Source organism: Crossiella sp. SN42 (genome assembly GCF_023897065.1).
Classification (GTDB): Bacteria; Actinomycetota; Actinomycetes; order Mycobacteriales; family Pseudonocardiaceae; genus Crossiella.
Genome location: NZ_JAMHIV010000014.1, coordinates 166,009 through 189,358, shown reverse-complemented (window position 1 = coordinate 189,358; position 23,350 = coordinate 166,009). Strand labels below are relative to the sequence as shown.

Below are 23,350 nucleotides of genomic sequence, written 5' to 3'. Positions count from 1 at the left end.
AAAAGACCTGCCGCGGCCCGGACGGGTGAGGGGACGCCCGTCCGGGCCGCGTGCAGGGTTTCGCCAGTTGGTCCGTGTGCCCCGCGGCGCCAGTGGGACATACGGACCGGAGGCTCATGACGCCTCAACGGATGTGACCTGGGAAACATCCCACCGCTCAGTTCGGCGTGCTGGCCACCAGCTCGGTGAACCGCTCCACCAGCTGCGCTCGCCCACCGGGCGCGACCACGCCCCAGCCGACCCCGTCACCGCGACTGGGCAGGTAGGTGACGTACCGCCCGCCCGCCACGTCGTAGTAGTCCACCGGCGAGGGCGTGACCTGCCGCCGCCCGTGCCGGTCCCGCCCGGCGGCGCGGAACTGCCCGGCGCCCAGCCGGGGCTCGGCGAACAGCCGCCGCACCCTGGCCAGCTCCGCGCTCCGCCCGGCGGCGGACCCCGCGGTCTCCAGGTAGCCCTCGCCGGACTGGCCGCGGCCACCGCCGTTGAGGTCCTCCAGCGGCACCGAGTAGGTCGGTATCCGCAGCGGCTGGGCCTCCGGCAGCACCCCGGCCACCGCCGAAGGCAGCTCCCTGGCGTCGATCGGCTGCAAGTGCAGCTGTTCCCCGGTGAGCACCGCCAGCAGCGCGTCCCGGCCGCTGGCCACCGCCAGCACGGACTGGGTCGGCGCGTCCGGCTCCGGCGTGAACCAGCCGTAGAGCTCCCGGTGCGCCCGCACGATGAGGTGCATGGCCGCCTTCAGGTCCGGGTGCACCTGCCGCCCGTCGAACAGCCCGGCCCGCATCAGCTCCTCGATCGCGGGCCGCCCCAGCTCCAGCCGCTCGGCCATGGTCGCCCCTGGTGAGGGCGTGAGCAGCGCGTTGTGTTTGTCCCCGATCTCCTCTGCTTCCCAGACCAGGTCGTAGGCGAGCGCGGACAACGTGACAGCGGAACGCAGCATCACTACTCGCCGATCACCGGCGGAGCCACGGACCGGTTGTCCCCGAAGATGTCCTCGGTCTCCATCAGGAAGGAGGCCCGCTCGTGCTCCTCGTCCTCCTCCTTGCGCCCGGCCCCGGCACCGCCCATGGGCATCCCGCCCATCCCCGGCGCCCCAGGCCGCCCGGCGCCACCGGCCCCAGCGGGCCCGAACCCGCCACCAGCCCGGCCGACCCCGGCGCTCCCCCCGGCCCCAGGCCCGCCAGCAGCCCCGCCACCACCGAACCCGCCACCGAAGGCACCCCCGGCAAACCCACCACCGGCACCGCCCCCGAAGCCACCGCCACCGCCGCCAGTCCCGCCGCCGGTGTTGCCACCCCCTGGCAGCACCGGAACGTCATTGGACGCGTACCCAGCGGTCCCGGTCTGATCCCGAGGCGGCTCGATCGGCCCCGGCACCACACCGATCGGCACCTGACCGGTCCCGCCACCACCGGCACCGCCGCCACCGCCACCAGCACCGCCACCGGCGCCGCCGCCAGTCCCGCCGCCGAAGCCACCCCCGCCGCCACCGCCGCCGAACTGCCCAAAACCGCCGCCCTGCCCGCCCTGGAAGCCACCGCCTCCGCCACCGGGACCACCGGGCCCGCCAGGGCCACCGGGTCCACCCGGGCCGCCGGGACCGCCCGGCTTGACCACGGAGACATCACCGCTGACCTCCGGCGGCGTCATCCAGGTCGGCAACGACTGCACGTTGCCGTCCGTGCGCACGCCATACCCGGCATAAACCCGCTGATTGTCCCCGGTCGCGGCCTTGAACTTCTCGATCTCCGCGTCGAGGTTGGTGGAGAACGGGTTCAGCTTGTTCGCCAGGTTGTTCTGCGGCGGATCCGTCGGCACCGGTTTCAACTGGTTCTTGCACCCGAACCAGTCAGTGCCCTGCTGACCAACGGCCTTGGACGTCGCCCCGGCCATCGCCTTGGCGTGATCGGCGAACGCGGCCAGCGGACTGAACTGCTGCCGCGCCGCATCCGCCGCCTTGCCCTCCCACACCCCGTGCGAGTCCCGGATGACCTTCTCCACCAGCCCCCGAACCTCGTCGTACTGCTTGCCGACCTTGTCCCAGGTCTGCTGAATGGGCGAGATCCCCGGCCCAGGCCCCTTGCCTTCCTGGAACCACTTGTAGATCTGATCCCCGCGAATACCTTCCGGCCGCGGCGTGTCAATGGACCACATACTGGCCCCGGCCGCGCCCCCGGCACCGATCAAAGCCCCAACCCCGATGACCAGCAATGGAATTGGCATCAGTTTCCCCCCTTCAACGTGGCGACCACCATCTCGCCGATCGCCAGTGTTCGCTGGCACGGATTGGCGTAGTCCGCCGCCGACACCGACAGCCGGGTGTCAACGGAAACCATCGTCTTCTGCGCCGTGCCGATCTCCAGTGCGCACAACCCCATGTTCCGGGCGTCCGAGTCAAGTGCGATCACCGCCGGGTAGCCGCCCACCTGCACCGGCTCCCACACCTTGAAGGTCGACTTGCGCGCGTAGAACTGCGCGATGCCGCCGATCTGGTTGTTCACCGTGATCGCGAGGTTGTTCTTCGCCGCGGTGTCCGCGGCCTTCCAGTTGCAGGACGGACCGAGCGCGCTCTCCCGCACTTCACCGGGCAAGCCCCCGGCGACCTGCTTGGCCTGCTCGGTGGTGAGCATGCCGCACGGGTTGGCGGCGAACCGATTGGTGTCCAGGTCCGGGGACGGCACCGTGGGCGCGTCACTCGGCGCGGAACTCGCCGGGGGGCCGCCGCCGCTCGTCGCCGGAAGCGTGGTGCTCGGGGCAGGCGGGCCGTCACAGCCGGCGAGCAACACCCCGGCTACCGCGCCGAGCACAACCAGCGCACGAGTTCCCTGACCGGTCACAATCAGCCCCCTGGCTTCAGCTTGTTCTGGTTGACGCCTTCGGTCCCGGCATACTGGTCACGGGCCGCCTTCAGCTTCTGGATCATCGTATCCAGGGCGGCGTGATACGCCCGGTTGGCTTTAGTGTGCGTGCCATCCCGGTCGGAGATGGTGCGCTCGATGATCTGTTTGATCGCGTTCTGGCTGTACTGCTCTTCGCTGGGCGCGTTCGCCATCCGGTTGGTCTCCCGCGCCATCAGGTCGATGGCGTCGACCTTGTCCCTGGCCTCCGTCAGCCCCTTGATCAGGTTGTCCAGCTGCGCTACATCGACCGTGAACTTCGCGCCCCCGCCGAAGTCGATCGTCGCCTTCGCATCGCGAGGCCCCATGGCAAAACCCCCCGTCCCCTGGCAAATCTCCCCAAGGGACAGTAACGCGATCACAGCGACGTCACGACCGCTTCACCACTGATCCACACGTATTCGCGATCACATCACCCGAATGGCGGCTATCAGTTCCGGAGACAGTACGGACCGAACTCACAATAGGGCCTCTGGCCAGCGAAAATCTCCGTTTCCTTCCCGCCGGGGCAGGTGCTGGGACCGGCCCGCCGGGAGCCGGTCCCAGCGGATCACCACCTCATCGAGAGCACCAGCACGGCGAGCAGACCGCCCAGGCCCCAGAGCACGTTGGCGCGGGTGGACCGGGAGCGCGCCGGGCTCGTCACGGGCAGTCGCGCGGGCAGACCGGCGGCCGGTGGTGCGGTGGCGGCCTGCGCCATCGGCGTGCACGGCCCGCCGCCGCGTTCGAGCATCGCCGGGTGCCGGGGCGCCGGTGGCAGGCCCGGCGGGTGCTGGCCGGGCTCCGCCGGGTCCGCGGCCACGATCTCGCCTGCGGGCAGCTGGGCCAGAGTCTGCCGGACCGTGATCCAGTCGTCGATCAGCGGTGGCGGGGCGCCGAAGGCGGTCAGCATGCCCATCAGGTGCTGATCCTTGGGCAGCCTCAGGTCCTTGGGGGACTTGGCCGGGACGCAGTGGCTGCGGATGGTGGTGAAGGCCACCGGGTAGCCGGCGGCCGTGGCGCGCAGCTCCAGGTCCCGGAAGCTCACCCCGACCGCCTTCTTGATCGCCATCATGGCCGCGCGGAACTGCTCGACGCTGCGCACGGACTCCGGCCGCGGCCAGGTGGCGACGTTGGTCCTGGGCTCCATCGGCGGGGCGATCCGGCCACTGAGCCTGCGCGCCTCGGCGACCCTGGACCGGATCGCCTCGGCCTGCTCGGTCTCGGCGTCCAGGCGAGGGGCCGGCGCGCTGAAGTTGTCCGGGTGCTCGATGTCCTTCCGGTAGTTGCGCAGGTACAGGGCCTCGAACTCGGCCTCGACCTTCGCCAGTCCGGTCCCGGCCTGATCGGATGCGCCCGCCGGTTCCGCGCTGCCGCGGAACAGCTCGCCGACCTGCCCGCGGAGCGCGTCCTCGTCCGGCACCAGGTCGAAGTAGGCCTCCAGCACTCGCCAGGTCGGCGCGGCCACGCCGAACTCGATGTCGTCAATGATCTGGACCGAGGTGTCGGCGAAGTCGGCGACCACGCCGGTGTCGACCTGGGCCCGGCTGCGCACTCGTTGAAGCAGCAACCCCAGCTCACGGGAGCCGATGGGTTGCGCCTGCCCGCCATTCGGGGTGGCGTTGTTCGTCATCTCGGGTACGGATCTTTCTGTCCTGGTCAGCGCCGGGGGGAAACCGTGGCCGGGTCTGGTCCGAACCGCTGGGCCAGCTCGGCGCACAGCCCGCCGAGCGCGATCACGATGGTCGCCGCGGTGACCGGCGTGGCGCCGAGGTGCCGACAGCACCGAGGTGCCGGCCAGGGCGATCAGCCAGGCCAGCAGGCCCAGCGGCGGCGTCGGGGCGGGCTACTGGACCGGCAGCGGTGCGATCATGATCGAATTACCCCTTTCCAGCGCATGCAACATGCGCTGTACGCATTGCGGACAGCTATGCGTGATCTTAGGAACCGCTACCCTCGGGGTCTCGCAGTTGTCGTCATCATGGCCAAATTCCGGCGTTCCGCCATCCAATACCGGGCATTTCTTGCCACTCAGGCAAGAGAGGACCACCCGAATGCCGGATACCAAACACGGTAGCCGCGCAAGCACTCGCAAGCATCACCAGATCGGGTGTTTACGCAGGTCAAACGGCCCGCCAGCAAAATGAACAAAGACGAACGTGCAGCGACGTTGATGATTGGACAAGCATTGCCAATGGGTCAACGAGAACTGGCGGATGAATCCACCGGGGTTCCGGACTCGGACCGGCAGACAAGAACAGGCCCGGGTCTCGTGACGACCGACGTCACGAGACCCGGGCCTGTGGGATTCGAACGGCTCAGGGCACTAGCCCACGTAGTGCAGGCAGTACGGCAGCTTCTCCCCCCACATGATGTTGATCCGGGTGAGGACCGCGTTGTTGACGACGGTGACGTTCTCGACCATCATCCGGGCGTCGCCGAGCCCTTCGGCGTTGAGGACGCCCTCACTGATGGACACCGCGACCGGCTGACTGGCCGAGACCGGTGCGCCGTGCCAGGCGACGGGGTTCACGCCTTTCGCCGCCGGATAGCAGATGGTCCGGGTGAACCGCTCCTGCTGCGGCCCGGCGGTGGCCACCGCCGTCAGGGCCGCGCTGCCGAGGCCGACCACCAGCAACGCGGTGACGGCTCGTTTCGAGATGCTCACGGGAATCCCCTTTCATTCGGGTCCGGCTGACCCGGATCCACGGTGTCCTGCCGCCGGTGAGGCCGGTATCCCGGAACTTGGGTGCGTAACGCCGGGACTCGAGGGCGGACGAACGGGCAGCCCGGTGCCACGGCGGCCGAAGTCGGCAACACTCGAGGTCATGACACCGTGGGGGGAGCGGCTGCGGGCGGAACTTGTGGCTGTGGCCGGGCAACGCCTGGACATGGGAGAGCTGGGCGCGCTCGTCTCGGCCGCCCTCGCGCCCTGGTTGCCACACCACGGGGTGCGGCTGGTCGCCGCGGCTCCGGTGGGCGAGCCGATGCTGGGCTCGTTCGCCTTCTGGCACGGCTATCCGCCGTCGTTCATGCAGGCGCTGTGGACGCAGGCGCTGTGGCACCACGCGGACGAGAAGTTGCTGGCCCGCCACGGCATGGCCGAGGCGCGGGTACGGCTGCGGGACGCCCGCGGGGTGTGGGGTGTGCTGGGGTTGTTGCGCGGCTGGCCGTTCACGACGGCGGAGCTGCGGTGGCTGGCCGGTCTGGGCGAGGAGCTGCCGGAGGTGCTGCGCGCCTACGTGCGGGCGGGCCCCCTGATGACAGAGGCGCCCGCGCCCGCGGCGGGCGTGCTGGTGCTGGGCGAGGACCACCGGGTGCGCGCGGCGACCGGGCAGGCGCTGCTCTGGCGGGAACAGCTGCGCGCCGGCTGGCCGACCACCTCACCAATCGCGGAGTCCTTCCTCGCGGACATGTCCCGCCTGGCACGCCGCAGCGCGTCGACGGTGGTGGCCCACGCGCCCTCGGCCAGCCACGGGCGGTGGGTGGTGTTCGAGGGGCAGCGGCTGGGGCCTGGTGAGGTGGCGGTGACGGTGCGGGCCGCGTCGGGCACCCAGCTGCTACCGGTGTTCTGCGACTGGTACGGGATCACGGCCAGGGAACGCGAGGTGCTGGCCGACCTCTACGACGGGGCCACGCCCAAGCACATCGCCCGGTGGCGCGGGCTGTCCGTGCACACGGTGTACGACCACGTGAAAGCGTTGTGCCGCAAGACCGGGGCCGACGGGCGCCCCGAACTGGTCAAGGCGATCGCGGGCTAGCCCGAGCGGTGGCGTTCGTCCGCGGTTCGCGCTGCTGCCCGGCGTACGCCGTCTACGCGCGACTTCCGCAGGGGCCACGGAGCCAGAGCAGGCCGGTTCATGTCACAAGTCATGTCACACGAGCCGGTTCTCACTGGTCCCCGGGCCTCTGACCTGGTGGCCCTAGTAGCGGGTTGTTCGAACCGCCCGGACCAGGTGAAACACCTGCAAGCCACGGCGGCAAACCTGGCGCGGGTAGGTCGCACAGACGAGCGCATGCACTGCCGGGCCTCCGCTCACACCGAGCGGTCACCGTCTCGGAAGCTCTGCGACAGGTTCAGCCGGGCCGAACAGCAGACCATGATCAACAGGTTTAAGGCGGGCGAGTCAGCCCAAGCAGTTGCCAACGCCTACGGCGTCAGCGTTGAAGCGATCAAGCGCCTACTGCGCAAGCACGGTGTACGTCGGACACCGAAAGCGGCATAAGACAATAGAAGGGGGCCGGGTAGTCGGGACTACCCGGCCCCTGACGGTTGTGGCTCCCACTGCGGACCTGTCTCAGATAGGCCAACAGCGCTCGGGGCAGAGCCACGCCGCCCTATGCAGAGCCCTTACTCGGTTTCCCCCCAATGCAAGGGCTCGCGGCATCGATGGGTCATCTCAGCCCAGCCATTGGATAACTCCCAGGTAGTACCGGCCAGGATCCGTTGCCGTTGAGGATCTGCGCGTTCCATTTCTGCCGCTATGAGCATGTGGGCAGCCGCTAGGCACGCATCAGCAAAGGTGATAGCGCTGTTGCTATCGAAAAACTCGATAACAGGCCCGCCATCTTTAGGGTGGATGCGCGCAGACCCTTCAAGATTGTCGTCAAGCGTAAGAATCGCACGGAATTCGATCGAGCCAGAAACAGTGATGAGCGAACCGCCAGGCTTAATTGATATAACCGTCATCCTTGCCGCCCCCTAGCTTTTAGCAGGCGGTTGCGATTTGCTTTTCTTGATGTAGTAATTCGCCGGATTTGGGAAACCGGTTCTTTCGATATCATCCAAGGCTTGCTTCATGATCAGATAAAGATCTTGACTCCCTTCAAAAAGACCGTGTGCAGCCTCGATATCCTCACATCGGAGCACAAATCCGTTGTGAAACTCGATTACTCCTAGGACTCGACCGCCCTCAAACGGGATGGCTGCGGCAATAGTTTCTTGCGGTCCCGTAAAATGAAGCTCTGCCTTCTTTTTATCCACGCAGCCATGCCCCCGCCTCTAGTTGGATAGTCGAATGCAAAACCCAGGCGCGAGTTCGCCATGGCTTAAGAGCATTCATTAAGTGGTATGGATACCACTTAACAAAGCTGAAATTAAAGCAATAACGCCGTTTGTGTCATTCCCCCATTTGGGTAAATAATCAAAAGCGCGCCGGGCGACTTTTAGTAACAGAAGGTAATACCAGAAATGGGGACGTTACAGAATGTCAACACTGCGCACTGAGGAGCGCATCAAACTTGGTGCCGCATTAAGGCAACATAGGCTCAGAAGCAACCGCACTCAACTAGAGGTTGCCCGACTGCTTGATTGCGCCGAATCTAAAGTAAGCAAAATTGAAGAAGGTATCGCAAAGCTTAACGCTTCAGAGCTGTCCGACCTCCTAAGATTCCTCCAAGTTTCCGAGAAGACCAGCGCGAGCATTCTCATCTTAGGTGCCCAGGCGGCACGCAAACTGAGGCGCAAACCATCGGAATATAAAAGCTACGAGGGTGCGCTATCAAACGACTTTCTGCGACGGGCCAATCTGGAAGTAGGGGCGGACACAATATGCACATACTCACCCGGAGTGATACCCGGACTATTGCAGTCTCCCACCTATGTACACGCAGTAATCAAAGCGGGCGATGGCGTCTTTTGGGAAAAGTCCGACGCCGAAGTAGAACATCGGGTCAAGTTCAGGCGAGATCGACAACGCGCCGTATTAGCTGATGAGTGTAAGCAGTTGCAGTTTGTCTTTACTTCGGACACTTTAGAGGCCAGCGCCCTCTATGTGTCGGTGCTTCGCGAGCAACTCAAGCATCTTCTAGGACTGCTTGACTCCCATCCCAACCTAACGATTCAGCTGGTCCATCCCATGGGCGGACTGGATAACCCGATATCAAGTGGTGGCCTCACCGTGCTCGACTTTGAATCGATCGAGTTACGCATAGCTTTTGCTCATGTCATTTACGGCCCAGCCGTCTACCTCGATAGCGACATGGAAACGGCGGGATTGACATCCGCGTTTAATGCCGTCCGAGAGTTAGCGCTAAGCCCAGAAGACAGCGCCAAGTACATACGGCGCAAGTTAGAGGCTCTCAATGGTGCCTAAGAGACAATCTCCTTGGCTGGTAAGCAGTTACAGCGACGACGGACCCGCTTGTGTCGAATGCAGGATGCTGCACGGTATCAGTACCGACGTCCGCGACTCGAAACACCGTAGTGGCCCGGTGTTGTCGTTTAGCCCGCTGGCGTGGCGGTCCTTTGTGGATGGTGTGGTCGCCGGCCGGATCCGCCCCATTTCCTAGTTGCCGCGTTCGAGTTCGGTGAATGCTTCGCGTAGCTCGACAGCGGCGGCTAGCCCGCGTCGTTCAGTCGCTGTAACGATTTCTAGGGCGCGCCACCGATTCGAGGGCACGATGCCGGACGCTATGGCTGTATGGGTGTGGGCTACGGCTTCATCCAACTGGTCGGTCACCACCAAGGTACGGGCCAAATCCAAATGCGCGGCGATAACCCGGCGCGGCCAGATTCCGGTATCGCCCACAGCGGGGGTGAGGTTGGTGATGAGTTGGCGGGCATAGGATTCCGCTGCCGGGTCACCGGCCCAGGCTAGTGTGGTGGCGGTGTAGGCCAGGGATTTGGTGGCGTCGTATTGATAGTGGTGCTGCATCGGTTTGACCACTGGTAGAGCCTCAGCAAGCTGCTGCACCCGGTGAATGGTCGTAGCGGTGGCGGCCCGCTCACCCAAACGCGCTAGGGCGCGCCCGGCTTGGGCAGCGGCTTGTACTTCGACTGAACTGCCCGGTGGGGCGATATCTTGCGCCACCTGTGCAAGGGTCAGAGCCTTGGCATACTCGCCTGCGGTCAACACCTGCCACGCCCGCGTTTCATAGGCCCACGCCCGAATCTCGTGATGGCCGACGTCTTTGCCGATGCTTTCCGCTGCCTGGAGATAGGTGCCCGCGGTGCTGATGTTGTGCAAATCAATATGGACTGTGGCCGCCAGCAACGATAGCCAGCCGGTCACCACGGCCAGCCGCCGCTTATCGCTCACGGTGGCACGGGCATCCATAAGTTTTTGGGTGTAGGACAGATAGCGGCGCAGGAACGGCAACAACTGTTCCGGGTGACTGCTGGCATAGGCCACGGCTAGGGCATCGGCGTGTTCTTCCAGTGCGGCAAGGGTTTCCTGGCCCACATCCGAGGCATGCACCCGGCGCACCAGCTCTAGCGCGTGCAGCTCATCATCTGCGCATACTCCCGCTGGGGACACCAGCGCACCAGCAGCCGGGCTATCACGTTGTGCTTGGTGGTGCTCGAATTCGGCCAGCAACGCACCCTGGGCATGAACAATCTCGTCTGCGATAGCCCAAAAATCCCGGCGCGCGGGAACATCATCCCCGGCAATGATGTGGGAAATGTAGGAGCGGCTATAGCCGGTGGCGGTAGCCAACTGCTGATGCGTCACCCCCGCTTGCTTGGCCATACGGCCAAGCAACGCCCCGAGTTTGCCTTGTGCCGCACGGGTTTGGTGCTGGTGTGCCATGGGTGCCGCCTGTGGCGCTGGGGTGCCGGGTAGGGACACCGCCAGCCTAGCCACGGTGCGCCAGCTGCCGCACCGACTGAGCGGGGGGTGGTGGGTGAAGGTGGGAACAGGTGGGCACCTATCGCCCACACTGGATTAATCCGGGCAATGTGCCCAGCGGCAACCGGGGCCGGGTGCCGCTGGTGAGTAGCCCCCGACGCTGACCAGCGGCCCGCTCCCCCCTCCCGGCCCGGCTCCGGTTGCCCCTGACCTGTTGTCCATTGAGGACACTGGAGGCGAACCGGATCATGGCCACCACCCACAGCCCGCGCACTCCCGCACCCTCTGCACCCGCTTCGGCAGTGACCTCCGCCGAGGTGCCCACCGGCCCGGCGGACATCCAGCTGGTGACGGTGTCCGGCTGGGTGCAGCGGCTGCGTGTGGTGACCGCCGCGAAGCTGTTCGCCCACGCCCCCGCCGGAACCGGCCGCTGTGTCCACTGTGCACAGGTGTGGCCGTGTCCGGTGGCGTGCAGTGCCTCGGCGTGGTTGGCGGTGATCTGATCATGTGCCGCGAACGCCTCACCCGCCTCCCCTCTGGCACCGGTGTGGTGGCCGTGGGTTATGGCCGGGTGGCCCACCCCGACGACGCTGCACGGGTACGCGCCCGGCTGACCGCGTGGTGCACCAAAGCCGGATACGAGGTCCTAGCCGTGCCGATCGACACCGGCCGGAACCCACGCGCCGGACTACACCGGCCCGGCCTGACCGCCTGCCTGGACATCGCTGCCCTGCTCGCTGTGGACGTCGTCGTCATGCCAACCTTGTGGCACCTCTCCCGCGACCCCCACGCCGCCGCCCGCGCCTACAGCCTGCTGGCCGCGGTGGCGCAGGTGCTGACCGTGGGCGGACCCAGCATCACCGAGCTACGCGAGCGCGCCACCACCAACGGCACCAGCGCCAGCGGCGGCAGCGACCCGGATGGACAGCGGTGACCGGGCCGTCTGCGGTGGGCCAGTACCGGGCCGTGACCGCCTACCTGAGCACGATCACCCAAGCCCTGCAGAACGCTGAGACCACCAACAGCCCCGCGCCTGCTGGCCTGCGCCGAGGCTTGGTCCGGACCCACGGCGCGCTGTGGGCGGTGCTGGGTCCACACCAGCTCAACCACCGGGGCCGGTGCCCAGCCTGCCGCACCCGGCTGGGCCTGCCCGGCCCCTGCGCCCTGGTGCCCGTGCTCGCTGCCTACCTGCTCTCCCCGCTTCCGGTGGTGTGGTGGCAAATCCTGGCCGCCACCGCTGGCCCCGATGACCCACCGGTCACCATGACCCAGGTCAGCACCTGGCTCGGAGTGGACCCGGCCACCGGCCACAGCGGTAAGCCCCTGCACACCGCCAAGAACGTCACCCAGGAGTTGTGAGCGCCCTACCTGCCCGCGCTGAGTGTCTGATGTGGACCGCGATCACCACCCGTGGTGAGGGTTGACCGCCCACTACTGGTCCCCGATCGGGTGATGGCGCGACGCTACGTTAGCGCCCCATGGGCGCGGGCCGGGGGCAAAACGGCCTACTGTAACCGGTGCCGGGCACACCGTGAAGGTTTCCGCTAGCCCTGGGGTGCGCCGAAGGTCTCTAACGAGCGACCCTGACCCGGTTTGGCCGCTCTGAGCAGGTCATACCGTCTTGGGTGCTGCGCGCTACAGGATCACCGGCTTAGCGTTGGTGTTGCGTTGCAGCACAACAGTTTGGGAGTTGATCGACCATGACGGCCACCAACACCACCCCCCTGCCCCCTCCCGCCTGCTGACCCGGTTCAGTCGCTGACCCAAGCGCCCACGGCCCCGATGGGGCCATGACTTGCGCCCACCGGGGCGTCTTTGTTCGTTGCTCCGTTTCAGTGGCATATCGCCAAAGGCCCACGGGGCTCATGGTTTCTGCGTACACACAGGACAGACACCACACGTAGCCGCGCTACCCATTGTCGTTCATGGGGGCGCTTCGGGGGTCTGGCCGCGTACGCGCCGACCAAAGGATTTAGATGGACCGGCTTAACCGCATCCTGGCCAAAATTCGTTACCTGACACTGGCTCAGCGAGAGACACGCGAGCAGGTGGAGCAGCTCGCCGAGGAACTCAGGGGGTTTCGCGACGATCTGGACGATCTTCTGTATGAGGCGGACGATCTTCTCGACGAAGCCCGCGCCGCCGAGGCCGAAGCCGCAGAGCGTCCCGAAGCCGGTTAACCCCAGCGCGAAGCTCGACAACGAAGGCATGAGCTTCCGCTAGAGCCATCTGCGAACCCTCACTAGCGCTCTGATGCCCGGACGTGACCACCCAGGTGCCGCGTCCGGGCTCAGAGACCACATAGCCCTCCTCCACCAGCACACCGATCGCGGTTTGGATCGTGCCGACCGAGACGCCGTATCGCTTAGCCAGCAACGAAAACGCGGGGAGCTGCTTACCCACGGCGATCGTGCCCGCGATGATCTTGGCACGTAGCTCATCGGCGATCCGTTGATACGCAACAAGGGGACTACGCCGTCTGTACCGCATAACTCCATACTATGGCATATGCAGTGCATGCGGTGTACATGCTTTTTGTTTCATGCCAACGGTTTCTAGACTTTGCGGTGGATCGCCGTACGGTGAGATTTGTGCGTCCACAATGGCCGCCACTCACCGTTAGCGGAGGCAATTTCCCTATGGCATCAACGATCCGCGCCGAAGTCTGTGCCGCGATCCGCGCACACCTAGCATCCATCCCGGCCTACGACGCACCAGCGCGGGCTTGGGTGCGGTTTTGGCTCCACAAAGCCGAAATGTATGAGCTTCTGGCCACAGTGGACCCCATCTCTACGCACACCGCCCGCGTTGTGGCATACACCGCACGCATGCGGGCACGGGCGGCGCATACCCGCCGCTGGCTCTAGGGGGCAGGCACATGGCCAAGCATCAACGGCACCGCATCCGGGCGCATGTGCACCTGCGCCGCAAGATCGACGTGATCCTGTTGGCACACGCGGTGATTGCCTACGCCCGGCACCTGCAACGGCAACAGGAGCAGGACAGCGAAGCAGCCCGATCGCAGTCGGACGAGCCGAAGCACCGCGATGGCGAACGCGAGGACTAACCCCCTCCAAGGCGTTGCGCCACAAGGGATGTGCCCGGATCAGTCAGGCACCGCGGCCACCGTCCCCACCACTGTTGGTGCGGTGCCTGGCTTTCCTTTCCCTTCTGCAGCATCCCCCCGCCGACTACAGGAGTGCCATGAACGCCACCGGCGACCCCCACCACACCGACGACATCGACCGGGACCAGGTCGAGCTGGTGATGGTTGATCAACCCCACACCACTAACCCGGATTCTGTTGTGCCGCAACGAGAAGAGCGGCGGCCCATCATCCCGGCCTGGCTGCGCTCCTGGACTGCCCTGCGAGCCGCGCTGGTGTTCCTAGCCCGGCATGGGGCGTATGCGGCCGGGTTTCATCTGGTGCGCCTGCCGAAGTACGTTGCTGTGGCGCTGTTGTGGCGCGCCCCGGCAGGGGCGTGGATCATCCTCACGGCGTTGTGGCGGTGGATGATCGATGCCGAGACCCGCCCCACCAAGCCCGCCGCTGCCCCACCTAGTGCCGCCGCATCAGCGGCCAGCAAGCCAGGTCCCGGCCTGCCAGCAGCGGCCACACCGCCACGCGGTGAAACCTATTTTTTCTTCACCCAACTGAGGAATCGACGCATCAGCAAGCGCATCCGCATGGTGTTGATGGGAGCAGCGGTGACAGCCCTGGCCTGTGTGGCGCTGTGGGTGTTCGCTCCCGTGTGGATGATCGCCGTCCTGGTCGCCGGCCTCGCGGTGATCTTGGCCAGGGTTGGCACCCCAGCAGATAAGCCGATCGTCACCCGCGCCGTCGTGGTCCCCACAGCCCGACCGTTGCACAGCAACGACGTGCTGGGCGCGTTGGAGGCCATCGGCATCCGCAACGCCAAAGCCGCGCACTTCCCGGCCCCGATCACCCAGGACGGCCCCGGCTGGCGCGCCGTGGTCGATCTGCCGCCGGGTGTGGTCGCGGCGGAGGTGATCGAACGCCGCCCGAAGTTGGCTTCGGCGCTGTCCCGGCCGTTGGGCTGCGTGTGGCCCGAAACCATGCCCGAGGTGCACCCCGGTCGGCTGCTGCTGTGGGTCGCCCACACCGACATGGCCACCACCAAGCAACCCCGCTGGCCCCTCGCATCCAAGGGCACCGTCGACCTGTTCGACGGTGTGCCGGTCGGGACCGATCCGCGCGGGCGCTGGGTCACCGCCGTGTTGATGTTCACCTCCATCGTCATCGGTGCCTTGCCGCGCATGGGTAAAACCGTGTGGCTGCGCCTGCTGCTCCTAGCCGCCTCCTTGGATGTGCGCGCCCAGTTGCACGTCTATGACCTCAAAGGCACCGGGGACCACGCCGCCCTGGCCGCCATCGCCCACCGGTACCGGGCCGGTGACGACCACGACGACATCGCCTATGCCCTCACCGATCTCCGGGAACTGCGTGACGAGCTACGCCGCCGCGCGACGGTGCTGCGTGAGCTTCCCCGCGACCTGTGCCCAGAATCCAAGATCACCCCCCATCTAGCCGGTCAGCGTGACCTTGGCCTGCATCCCATCGTTCTGGGTGTTGATGAATGCCAGAACTGGTTTACCCATCCCGAGCATGGCCAGGACATCACGGCCCTGGTTGACGATCTAGTGCGCCGGGGTCCAGCGGTCGGAATCATCACCATCCTGGCCACCCAACGACCCGATGAAAAAAGCCTACCGCCAGGAATCCGGGCGAACGCCGCCGTCAGGTTGTGCCTGAAAGTCATGGGACAGACCGAAACCGACATGATCCTAGGCACCTCGGCATGGCGTAACGGTATCCGCCCTTCGATTTTCTCCTTGCGGGACAAGGGAATCGGATACCTGTTGGGCGCTACCGATGAGCCGGTGATTGTGCGCGGCGTCTACACCGACGCCCCCAGCGCCACCGCCATCGCCGAACGCGCCCGCCAACTCCGCCAAGCCCAGGACCGGCTGACCGGCTACGCACTCGACACAACCGCCGGAACCACCACCCAGGACACCACGCGCACCGATTCGTTGCTGGCCGACATCAACGCCGTTTTTCCCGTTGATGCCACGGTGATGTGGAACGAGTCCATTGTGGACCGCCTCGCCCAACTCCGACCCGACATCTATGGGGCCTGGGCGAAGTTGGAGCGCGGGGCGAAAGCCACCCAGCTCACCACCGCCCTACGCCCCTATGGCATCCGGCCGGTTCAGCACTGGGACACCGACCCGGACACCGGCGTGAAGGCCAACCGCCGCGCCATCACCCGCGCCGATCTCCACACAGCCCTTGCCGCCGCCAAGATTCCGCACCCCCGCACACCGAACGAAAGGTAAAAACCGTGGCCACACACCAGAACACCGCGATCGTGTTCACCGCCTACGACTTCCCCGCCTACCAGATTGCCGCCTGCCGCATTGCACGATGGCACGGCTACACCGTCACTGACACCTTCATCGCCACCATCCCGCGCAACCTGCTCTCAGAAAAACTCATCGACGCGGTCTATACGGCCGACCCTGTGCATGACCCCAACACCCAACACCGAATCAACCGACTGCGTCACCAGTTCACCGCCCTCGGAGTGGAGTGGGTCGACGTCTCCGATCACATGCGCCTAGACGGCAACGCTCTAATCCTGCACACCGAGCCCATTCCCGAGGACCAGTACCCCTCGCCACCCACCACCACGAAAGGCACTATGTCATGACCAGGAAAGGTAAAACCGCGGTGGTGTTCACAGTGGACACCAACCCCACCTACGCCGACACCGCCGGGCACACCGCTAAAGCCAAGGGCTACCGGGTGAGCGAGACCATTCGCCACGACATCGACGAACTCCTGACCTACGTCACCACCCACACCACCGCCGTGGTGTTTTTCGCCGACACCATCACCGACCCCGCCGCACAGGCACGTATCGAACTCCTCGCTGAACAACTCGCCGCCATGGGCATCACCTGGATCACCTGACCCACCCGATAAGGAGACAGCGCCATGGCTCGACGTAACCCAACCAACCCCGTCGGAGTGCTGTACATCGCCTTCGACCAACCAGGAACCGTTAACCCTGAACGAGTTTTCTGCCAAGAACTAGCCCAAAATCTTGGTATTCCTATCGTTCGCGAGTTCGCCCGGCCCGCCGATCTTGATGACGGGACACCCATCCTTGAAGAGATGTTCGACTACCTAGCCGCCAACGAATCCGTGACGCACGCCTTCGTCTGGGCGCACATGCACCTCGCCCGCTCACGACTGGACTTCATGCCCCGTGGCCTTATCGGCGACTTGCTCGTCCATCAGAAACTCGCTGACCTAGGGATCACTGTGGCCTGCCCCGACCCGTTCTAGCGCTAGCAGCTGCTCGCTGTCACCCCCCCCCCCCCCACCCAGGCCCAAACCGAGGCCCTCGCCGGCCTCACCCGCTAGAGACACAACCCCAGGTCAGCACACCCGCCAGGCGCTAGAGGGACTGCTAGAGCTAGCAGGCCCGGCTGCTAGAGGCACCGCAGCTGAACCGGCTCAGCGCGACCGGTTCGGCGGTGGTGCAACCGTGCACCAGCTGCCAATCTGGACACCGTGACACCACCGCCCGCAACCCCCGCCCCGAACAGCTTCGGTGAACTGATCACCGCAGCACGCACCACCAAAAAAATCAGTCAACGCGCACTTGCTGACCAACTCGATATCAGCCATACGACAGTGGCCCGGATCGAAAACGGCACCACCCCCACACCAACCCCGGAGGTCTTGATTGGACTCATTGAGGTTCTTGCGGTAGACGTTCGAACCGCTTTCGAACTGCTGCCGCCGTATCAACGGCTCGCCGAACTCCTCAATGGGGGATGAGATGAAACGAACCACCGTCCCACGCGACACTGTTGCCGGACCACGGCGTAAACGTGCAGTGCGCTACCTGCGAGTGTCCACACTCAAACAAGCCCAAACCGGCCGCACCCGTGACGGCGACTCCATCGCAACCCAACGCACCGCCACCGATGACACCGCTGCAGATTGGGACGCCGATATTGTCGATGAGTACCTCGACAAAGGCACCGCCACATCTATCGTGAAGCGCAAGGATTACCAGGACATGATCCGGCGCATCACCACAATCAAAGATGTTGACCTGGTCATCATGTACCAGTTCTCGCGGATCTTCCGCAACGCCCTAGAAGCCCGACTGGTCAAACTCGAACTACACAAGCTCGGCGTACGACTGATCACCCCCGAAAGCCGCTTTGAAGACAACCCCGATACCCAACTGCTGGAAAACCTCAAACACGATCTAGATGAGTACTACTCGGCCAAACTCAGCGAAGACGTCCGCTACAAGATGGCCGAAAAAGCCAAACGCGGCCACACCGTACGCCGCGCCCCCATCGGCTACCTCAACACCCGCGAAACCATCACCATCGGCAAGGAAAAACGCAGCGTTCCCACCATCATGATCAACCCGGAATGCGCCCGCCACATCCGACGCGCCTTCGAGCTGTACGCCACCGGAAAATACAGCCAAGCCCAAGTCTTAGAGATGATCACCGCCGCCGGGCTACTCATGCCCCCGTGGAAAGACCTCCCCGAACGCCCGCTTTCCCTGACCCAACTCGGTTACCTGCTTCAAAATCGCTACTACTGCGGCTATGTTGAACAAGACGGCCAATGGTACCCCGGTTTGCACGAACCCCTTGTCACAGAAGACCTGTTCAACCGGGTGCAAGAAGTGTTGACCGTGGACCGCAACGGCGGAGCCGGTACCCGCGACCGTAAACACCACCACGACCTCAAGGGCTATCTGTGGTGCGGGCGCTGCGGCAACGAGCGGCTGATCTACACACCCGCCAAGGGCAACGGCGGCATCTATGAATACTATTATTGTATTGGTATCAAAGACAAACGCTGCACACTGCCGTACCTGCCCGTGGCCGAGCTGGAGCACGCCGTAGCCGCACACCTGGACACCATCACCCTGCCCGAACCGGTACGGCACGCCCTCGCCCGCCAACTCGATACCATCGTCCGGGATGAACGCACCGACTCCGCCGCCACCCGCAAAACCCTGAACCGCCAACTCAAACTGCTCAACGACGCGGTACGCGGCTGCATCCGCAAACTCGGCGACCCCCGCTGGCCCGAGGACGCCCTGGACGATGAGATGCGCGACATTCGGGCTGATATCGCCAATGTGACCCAACAGCTAGCCGACATCGACACCGTCCTGCACACCGGACGCGACTACCTCAACGCCGCCGCCACCATCTTGGCCCAACCAGGCCCCGTCTACCTCTACGGAGACGACACCGCCCGCGCCGCCTTCCTCAAATCAGTGATCAACCGGATAGACATCAACACCGACACCGAACGCGCCATCACCGTCACCAGCCACAGGCTGAACCAACCCTTCGATGTGCTCAGCACCGCCGCACCAGAGCGCTACCGGCTCACCGAAGCTATCCCCGCCCCTCGCCCCGCACAGGGCGACACAGGCAACCTCAGCGCCTCCCAGTTCGTGCCCTGGGACGGCTCAGCACACAGCAAAAACGGCACCACCCTCACAGGTGGTGCCGCCGCTGCTATCAACCTTGCTGACCTGCTCAAACCCGACCCCAAGGGTCGCGGTTCGAATAAGCGGTACTGGGTGGGCACAGTTGGGTTCGAACCAACGACCCCTCGCTTGTAAGGCGAGTGCTCTCCCACTGAGCTATGCGCCCCCGCAGCGGCCCCGAGCGTACCGCCCGGGGCGCTGCGCGATCTTGTGGTTCAGCTGGCCAGCTCGGTCAGCGCCTTCTTCCACGCGGACTGGTCACGGGCTTCGCCGGGGCCGTTGACCTCGGCGAAGCGGACGATGCCGTCCTTGTCGATCAGGAAGGTGCCGCGGACGGCGAAACCGGCGGTGTCGTTGAAGACGCCGTAGGACTTGGCGACCTCGCCGTGCGGCCAGAAGTCGGACAGCAGCGGGAAGGTGTAGCCCTCCTGCGCCGCCCACGCCTTGAGGCTGAACGGGGTGTCCACGGACACACCGATCACCTGCACGGCGTCGTTCTGGTAGTCGCCGATCTCGTCCCGGACCTGGCACAGCTCACCGGTGCAGATGCCGCTGAACGCGAAGGGGTAGAACACGAGCAGGACGTTCTTCTCGCCACGGAACGAGGAGAGGGTGACCTTCTCCTTGTTGCTGTCCGGCAGCGTGAAGTCCGGGGCCTGCGTACCGACCTCGATCGTCATCGAGCACTCTCCTGGGAGTCTGGCTGGCTTCGCGAGCCAGCCTAGACCCTCAGGGAGAACTCACAGACTTGGTCTCAGCGCTTGGGCTTCCCGGCCCGAGCGCCGACCAGCCGGGTGGCCGTCCAGCCCTCCGACACCGACAGTGTCGAGGTGACGGACAGTCCCGCCGTGCTGGACGCGTCGCCGACGTCACTCGGCTCCACGTAGCCCGGCTTTCCGGTCTTGGGTGTCAGCAGCCAGATCACGCCCTCGTCGGCGAGTGGTGTGATGGCGTCGACGAGGTCGTCGGTGAGATCACCGTCACCCTCTCGCCACCAGTACAGCACCACGTCGATGACTTCCTGCGCGTCCTCGTCGAGGAGTTCGCCTCCACAGCGCTCCTCCACGGCGGCGCGGATGTCGTCATCGACATCCTCGTCCCAGCCGAGTTCCTGGACCACCATGTCCGGCTCAATACCGAGCCTCTCGGCGACGCCGACCTTTTCAGCGCCTTCCGCGGCGACCACGAGTGTCACTCCTCCAACTACGCGAGTGCGGCAAGCCCAACGGCCGCCGCACTGGTGTGTCCAACCGATCCCGGCTAGCGAACACTGCGAGTGGCCACCTGCGCAACTGCACGAGGCGGGACACGCCGGAATGGCTTCCCAACTGGCGGCATCCGGCTGCCCTCGATCGGACTATTGACAGTTACCGGCCGGTAGCGGTGACGCGCGTGCGCGCACGCGTAAGGATGGGGGACGATGACACGGCAGCGCCAACGCGTGGGATGCTCAACTGACACCGCGTGGCCGAGAAAGGCTGCCCCGAAACTGACGACGAAGCATGGCGAGGAGAACCCTTGGCCCCGCAGAACACCGGCGCCGGCACCCCTGAGCGGGTGCGCGTCATCCGCGACGGGCTGGCCGCCCACCTGCCGGACATCGATCCGGAGGAGACCGCCGAGTGGCTGGAGTCCTTCGACGCCGTCCTCGCCGGGGCCGGTCAGCAGCGCGCCCGGTACCTGATGCTCCGGCTGCTGGAACGTGCTCGTGAGAGCCACGTCGGCGTACCCTCGCTGACCAGCACCGACTACGTGAACACCATCCCCACCGAGCGGGAGCCCTGGTTCCCCGGCGATGAGGAGACCGAGCGCCGCTACCGGGCGTTCATCCGCTGGAACGCCGCGGTGATGGTGCACCGCGCCCAGCGGCCCGGCGTCGGTGTCGGTGGTCACATCTCCACCTACGCCTCCTCCGCCGCGCTCTACGAGGTCGGCTTCAACTGGTTCTTCCGTGGCAAGGACCACCCCGGCGGCGGCGACCAGCTCTTCATCCAGGGCCACGCCTCCCCCGGCATCTACGCCCGCGCCTTCCTGGAAGGCAGGCTCTCCGCCGAGCAGCTCGACGGCTTCCGCCAGGAGTTGTCGCACGCCGGGCCGGGTGGCGGCCTGCCGTCCTACCCGCACCCGCGGCTGATGCCGAACTTCTGGGAGTTCCCGACGGTGTCCATGGGCCTCGGCCCGATGAACGCCATCTACCAGGCCCGGTTCAACCGCTACATGCACGACCGCGGGCTGGCCGACACCTCGCAGCAGCGGGTGTGGGCCTTCCTCGGCGACGGCGAGATGGACGAGCCGGAGTCGCGTGGCCTGATCCACGTCGCGGCCTCCGAGGGCCTGGACAACCTGACCTTCGTGATCAACTGCAACCTGCAGCGCCTGGACGGGCCGGTGCGCGGCAACGGCAAGATCATCCAGGAGCTGGAGTCGTTCTTCCGCGGCGCGGGCTGGAACGTGATCAAGGTCGTCTGGGGCCGGGAGTGGGACGCGCTGCTGCACGCCGACCGCGACGGCGCCCTGGTCAACCTGATGAACACCACGCCGGACGGCGACTTCCAGACCTACAAGGCCAACGACGGCGCCTACGTGCGTGAGCACTTCTTCGGCCGCGACCCGCGGACCAAGGAGCTGGTCACCCCCTACAGCGACCAGGACATCTGGAACCTCAAGCGCGGCGGGCACGACTACCGCAAGGTGTACGCGGCCTACAAGGCGGCCACTGAGCACCACGGCCAGCCCACGGTCATCCTGGCCAAGACCATCAAGGGCTACGGCCTTGGCCCGCAGTTCGAGGCGCGCAACGCCACGCACCAGATGAAGAAGCTCACCCTCGACGACCTGAAGCGCTTCCGCGACACCCAGCGGATCCCGATCACCGACGCCGAGCTCGACCGCGACCCGTACCTGCCGCCGTACTACCACCCCGGCAAGGACTCCGCGGAGATCCAGTACCTGCTGGACCGCCGTCGTCAGCTGGGTGGTTCGGCGCCCGCTCGCCGGGTCAAGGACAAGCCGCTGGTGCTGCCGGGCGACAAGGTCTACGAGGTCATCCAGCGCGGGTCCGGCAAGCAGGAGGTGGCCACCACCATGGCCTTCGTCCGGCTGGTCAAGGACCTGGCGAAGGACCCGGAGATCGGCCCCCGGCTCGTCCCGATCATCCCGGACGAGGCGCGGACCTTCGGCATGGACTCCATGTTCCCGACGCAGAAGATCTACAACCCGCACGGTCAGCTGTACACCTCGGTGGACGCCAAGCTGATGCTCGCCTACAAGGAGAGCGAGAAGGGTCAGATCCTGCACGAGGGGATCAACGAGGCCGGGTCGACGGCGTCGTTCACCGCGGCGGGCACCTCCTACGCCACGCACGGCGAGCCGATGATCCCGATCTACATCTTCTACTCGATGTTCGGGTTCCAGCGCACCGGCGACGGCCTGTGGGCGGCGGCGGACCAGATGGCCCGCGGCTTCGTGCTCGGCGCCACCGCCGGTCGCACCACGCTGACCGGCGAGGGCCTGCAGCACAACGACGGGCACTCGCAGCTGCTGGCCTACACCAACCCCGCGGTGGTGGCCTACGACCCGGCCTACGGGTACGAGGTGGCGCACATCGTCAAGGACGGTCTGCGCCGGATGTACGGCGAGAACTCCGAGGACATCTTCTACTACCTCACCGTCTACAACGACCCGTACGTCCAGCCCGCGCAGCCGGCGGACCTGGACGTGGACGGCCTGCTCCGCGGCCTGTACCGCTTTAAGCGGGCCGAGGGCCAGGGCGGGCTGCGGGCCCAGGTGCTGGCCTCCGGGGTGGCGCTGCCGTGGGCGATGCGCGCGCAGGAGCTGCTGGCCCAGGACTGGGGCGTGCACGCCGATGTGTGGTCGGCCACCTCGTGGTCGGAGCTGCGCCGCGAGGCGGTGGCGATCGAGCGGGAGAACCTGCTGCACCCCGACCAGGCTCCCCGGGTGCCGTACATCACCCAGGCGCTGGCCGAGGGTGAGGGCCCCGTGGTCGCGGTGTCGGACTGGATGCGCGCGGTGCCGGACCTGATCCGGCCGTGGGTGCCCACCGACATGCTGACCCTGGGCACCGACGGGTTCGGTTTCTCCGACACCCGCCCGGCCGCCCGCCGCCACTTCCTGGTCGACGCCGAGTCGATCACGGTGGCCACGCTGGCCGCGCTGGCCAAGCGCGGTGAGGTGGAGCGGTCGACGGTCGCCGAGGCGGCGCGCAAGTACCGCATCGACGACGTGCAGGCCGCCGGTCCGCAGACCTCGGACCCCGGTTCCGCCTGAGCGAACGCGAAAAAAGGGGCTCCCGATGGTGGGGAGCCCCTTTTTTTGT

The 23,350-nt window shown here is 65.9% G+C and carries 24 protein-coding genes, 1 tRNA gene and 1 pseudogene; 14 read left to right on the top strand and 12 right to left on the bottom strand.

Features of this window, described 5'->3' with window-relative positions; all coding sequences use genetic code 11:
* Nucleotides 1-157: 157 nt before the first annotated feature.
* The 6 genes from M8C13_RS18785 to M8C13_RS18760 all read right to left on the bottom strand — a co-directional run bounded on the left by M8C13_RS18785 (nucleotide 158) and on the right by M8C13_RS18760 (nucleotide 5,541).
* Complete coding sequence (locus M8C13_RS18785; RefSeq protein WP_252481921.1) at nucleotides 158-937, bottom strand: ESX secretion-associated protein EspG; 780 nt, start codon at nucleotides 935-937, stop codon at nucleotides 158-160.
* 2 nt (nucleotides 938-939) lie between these two features.
* The gene (locus M8C13_RS18780; protein WP_252481920.1) at nucleotides 940-2,151 is read right to left on the bottom strand and encodes a hypothetical protein; all 1,212 of its coding nucleotides are present in this window, start codon (nucleotides 2,149-2,151) and stop codon (nucleotides 940-942) included.
* A 68-nt stretch (nucleotides 2,152-2,219) separates the two neighbouring features.
* Nucleotides 2,220-2,783: a DUF3558 domain-containing protein gene (locus tag M8C13_RS18775; protein WP_252481919.1), complete on the bottom strand. Its 564-nt coding sequence runs from the start codon at nucleotides 2,781-2,783 to the stop codon at nucleotides 2,220-2,222.
* Between the two features lie 53 nt (nucleotides 2,784-2,836).
* Nucleotides 2,837-3,256: a hypothetical protein gene (locus tag M8C13_RS18770; RefSeq protein ID WP_252481918.1), complete on the bottom strand. Its 420-nt coding sequence runs from the start codon at nucleotides 3,254-3,256 to the stop codon at nucleotides 2,837-2,839.
* Between the two features lie 188 nt (nucleotides 3,257-3,444).
* Nucleotides 3,445-4,506: a hypothetical protein gene (locus M8C13_RS18765; protein ID WP_252481917.1), complete on the bottom strand. Its 1,062-nt coding sequence runs from the start codon at nucleotides 4,504-4,506 to the stop codon at nucleotides 3,445-3,447.
* 693 nt (nucleotides 4,507-5,199) lie between these two features.
* On the bottom strand, nucleotides 5,200-5,541 hold the full coding sequence (locus M8C13_RS18760) for a hypothetical protein (RefSeq protein ID WP_252481916.1): 342 nt from the start codon (nucleotides 5,539-5,541) through the stop codon (nucleotides 5,200-5,202).
* A 160-nt stretch (nucleotides 5,542-5,701) separates the two neighbouring features.
* Here M8C13_RS18760 and M8C13_RS18755 point away from each other — a divergent pair, with 160 nt between their 5' ends.
* On the top strand, nucleotides 5,702-6,634 hold the full coding sequence (locus tag M8C13_RS18755; RefSeq protein WP_252481915.1) for a helix-turn-helix transcriptional regulator: 933 nt from the start codon (nucleotides 5,702-5,704) through the stop codon (nucleotides 6,632-6,634).
* Nucleotides 6,635-7,575: 941 nt separating this feature from the next.
* Here the strand turns inward: M8C13_RS18755 and M8C13_RS18750 are convergent.
* On the bottom strand, nucleotides 7,576-7,857 hold the full coding sequence (locus tag M8C13_RS18750; protein WP_252481914.1) for a hypothetical protein: 282 nt from the start codon (nucleotides 7,855-7,857) through the stop codon (nucleotides 7,576-7,578).
* A 223-nt stretch (nucleotides 7,858-8,080) separates the two neighbouring features.
* Here M8C13_RS18750 and M8C13_RS18745 point away from each other — a divergent pair, with 223 nt between their 5' ends.
* Together M8C13_RS18745 and M8C13_RS44550 are read left to right on the top strand one after the other, a co-directional pair.
* Entirely contained in the window at nucleotides 8,081-8,968 is an 888-nt protein-coding gene (locus tag M8C13_RS18745) for a helix-turn-helix transcriptional regulator (RefSeq protein WP_252481913.1), read from the top strand.
* Nucleotides 8,958-9,164, top strand: coding sequence for a DUF397 domain-containing protein (locus M8C13_RS44550; RefSeq protein ID WP_256509263.1), 207 nt, complete (start codon nucleotides 8,958-8,960; stop codon nucleotides 9,162-9,164). Before M8C13_RS18745 ends, M8C13_RS44550 begins: the two co-directional genes overlap by 11 nt.
* Here the strand turns inward: M8C13_RS44550 and M8C13_RS18735 are convergent.
* Nucleotides 9,161-10,405 (bottom strand): helix-turn-helix transcriptional regulator, encoded by a 1,245-nt coding sequence (locus M8C13_RS18735; RefSeq protein ID WP_252481911.1) that lies wholly within the window; start codon nucleotides 10,403-10,405, stop codon nucleotides 9,161-9,163. The genes M8C13_RS44550 and M8C13_RS18735 overlap by 4 nt on opposite strands.
* Before the next feature lie 496 nt (nucleotides 10,406-10,901).
* Here M8C13_RS18735 and M8C13_RS18730 point away from each other — a divergent pair, with 496 nt between their 5' ends.
* From M8C13_RS18730 to M8C13_RS18720, 3 genes are all read left to right on the top strand, one after another.
* Nucleotides 10,902-11,378 carry a recombinase family protein gene (locus M8C13_RS18730; RefSeq protein ID WP_252481910.1) on the top strand — a complete coding sequence of 159 codons (477 nt, stop codon included), beginning with the start codon at nucleotides 10,902-10,904 and terminating at the stop codon, nucleotides 11,376-11,378.
* Complete coding sequence (locus M8C13_RS18725) at nucleotides 11,375-11,803, top strand: hypothetical protein (RefSeq protein WP_252481909.1); 429 nt, start codon at nucleotides 11,375-11,377, stop codon at nucleotides 11,801-11,803. Before M8C13_RS18730 ends, M8C13_RS18725 begins: the two co-directional genes overlap by 4 nt.
* Before the next feature lie 617 nt (nucleotides 11,804-12,420).
* Nucleotides 12,421-12,624: a hypothetical protein gene (locus M8C13_RS18720; protein WP_252481908.1), complete on the top strand. Its 204-nt coding sequence runs from the start codon at nucleotides 12,421-12,423 to the stop codon at nucleotides 12,622-12,624.
* A 100-nt stretch (nucleotides 12,625-12,724) separates the two neighbouring features.
* Here the strand turns inward: M8C13_RS18720 and M8C13_RS45795 are convergent.
* A pseudogene (locus M8C13_RS45795) lies at nucleotides 12,725-12,934 on the bottom strand (GntR family transcriptional regulator); the annotation flags it as partial.
* A 388-nt stretch (nucleotides 12,935-13,322) separates the two neighbouring features.
* On the opposite strand from M8C13_RS45795, the gene M8C13_RS18715 reads away from it, so the two are divergent.
* From M8C13_RS18715 to M8C13_RS45790, 7 genes are all read left to right on the top strand, one after another.
* Complete coding sequence (locus M8C13_RS18715) at nucleotides 13,323-13,511, top strand: hypothetical protein (RefSeq protein ID WP_252481907.1); 189 nt, start codon at nucleotides 13,323-13,325, stop codon at nucleotides 13,509-13,511.
* Nucleotides 13,512-13,648: 137 nt separating this feature from the next.
* Nucleotides 13,649-15,805, top strand: a complete 2,157-nt coding sequence (locus M8C13_RS18710) for an FtsK/SpoIIIE domain-containing protein (protein ID WP_252481906.1) — start codon at nucleotides 13,649-13,651, stop codon at nucleotides 15,803-15,805.
* Between the two features lie 5 nt (nucleotides 15,806-15,810).
* Complete coding sequence (locus tag M8C13_RS18705) at nucleotides 15,811-16,179, top strand: hypothetical protein (protein WP_252481905.1); 369 nt, start codon at nucleotides 15,811-15,813, stop codon at nucleotides 16,177-16,179.
* A 32-nt stretch (nucleotides 16,180-16,211) separates the two neighbouring features.
* Nucleotides 16,212-16,442, top strand: a complete 231-nt coding sequence (locus M8C13_RS18700) for a hypothetical protein (protein ID WP_252481904.1) — start codon at nucleotides 16,212-16,214, stop codon at nucleotides 16,440-16,442.
* 24 nt (nucleotides 16,443-16,466) lie between these two features.
* Nucleotides 16,467-16,820 (top strand): hypothetical protein, encoded by a 354-nt coding sequence (locus M8C13_RS18695; RefSeq protein WP_252481903.1) that lies wholly within the window; start codon nucleotides 16,467-16,469, stop codon nucleotides 16,818-16,820.
* Nucleotides 16,821-17,048: 228 nt separating this feature from the next.
* Nucleotides 17,049-17,318, top strand: coding sequence for a helix-turn-helix domain-containing protein (locus tag M8C13_RS18690; protein ID WP_252481902.1), 270 nt, complete (start codon nucleotides 17,049-17,051; stop codon nucleotides 17,316-17,318).
* Nucleotides 17,308-19,149, top strand: a complete 1,842-nt coding sequence (locus tag M8C13_RS45790; protein ID WP_374213093.1) for a recombinase family protein — start codon at nucleotides 17,308-17,310, stop codon at nucleotides 19,147-19,149. Before M8C13_RS18690 ends, M8C13_RS45790 begins: the two co-directional genes overlap by 11 nt.
* Here M8C13_RS45790 and M8C13_RS18680 read toward each other — a convergent pair.
* The 3 genes from M8C13_RS18680 to M8C13_RS18670 all read right to left on the bottom strand — a co-directional run bounded on the left by M8C13_RS18680 (nucleotide 19,109) and on the right by M8C13_RS18670 (nucleotide 20,200).
* Nucleotides 19,109-19,180 (bottom strand) — tRNA-Val (locus tag M8C13_RS18680). The genes M8C13_RS45790 and M8C13_RS18680 overlap by 41 nt on opposite strands.
* 49 nt (nucleotides 19,181-19,229) lie before the next feature.
* Complete coding sequence (locus M8C13_RS18675; RefSeq protein ID WP_252481900.1) at nucleotides 19,230-19,694, bottom strand: peroxiredoxin; 465 nt, start codon at nucleotides 19,692-19,694, stop codon at nucleotides 19,230-19,232.
* 74 nt (nucleotides 19,695-19,768) lie between these two features.
* The gene (locus M8C13_RS18670; RefSeq protein ID WP_252481899.1) at nucleotides 19,769-20,200 is read right to left on the bottom strand and encodes a DUF3052 domain-containing protein; all 432 of its coding nucleotides are present in this window, start codon (nucleotides 20,198-20,200) and stop codon (nucleotides 19,769-19,771) included.
* A 332-nt stretch (nucleotides 20,201-20,532) separates the two neighbouring features.
* On the opposite strand from M8C13_RS18670, the gene aceE reads away from it, so the two are divergent.
* Nucleotides 20,533-23,301: a pyruvate dehydrogenase (acetyl-transferring), homodimeric type gene (gene aceE, locus M8C13_RS18665; protein WP_252481898.1), complete on the top strand. Its 2,769-nt coding sequence runs from the start codon at nucleotides 20,533-20,535 to the stop codon at nucleotides 23,299-23,301.
* Nucleotides 23,302-23,350 lie beyond the last annotated feature (49 nt).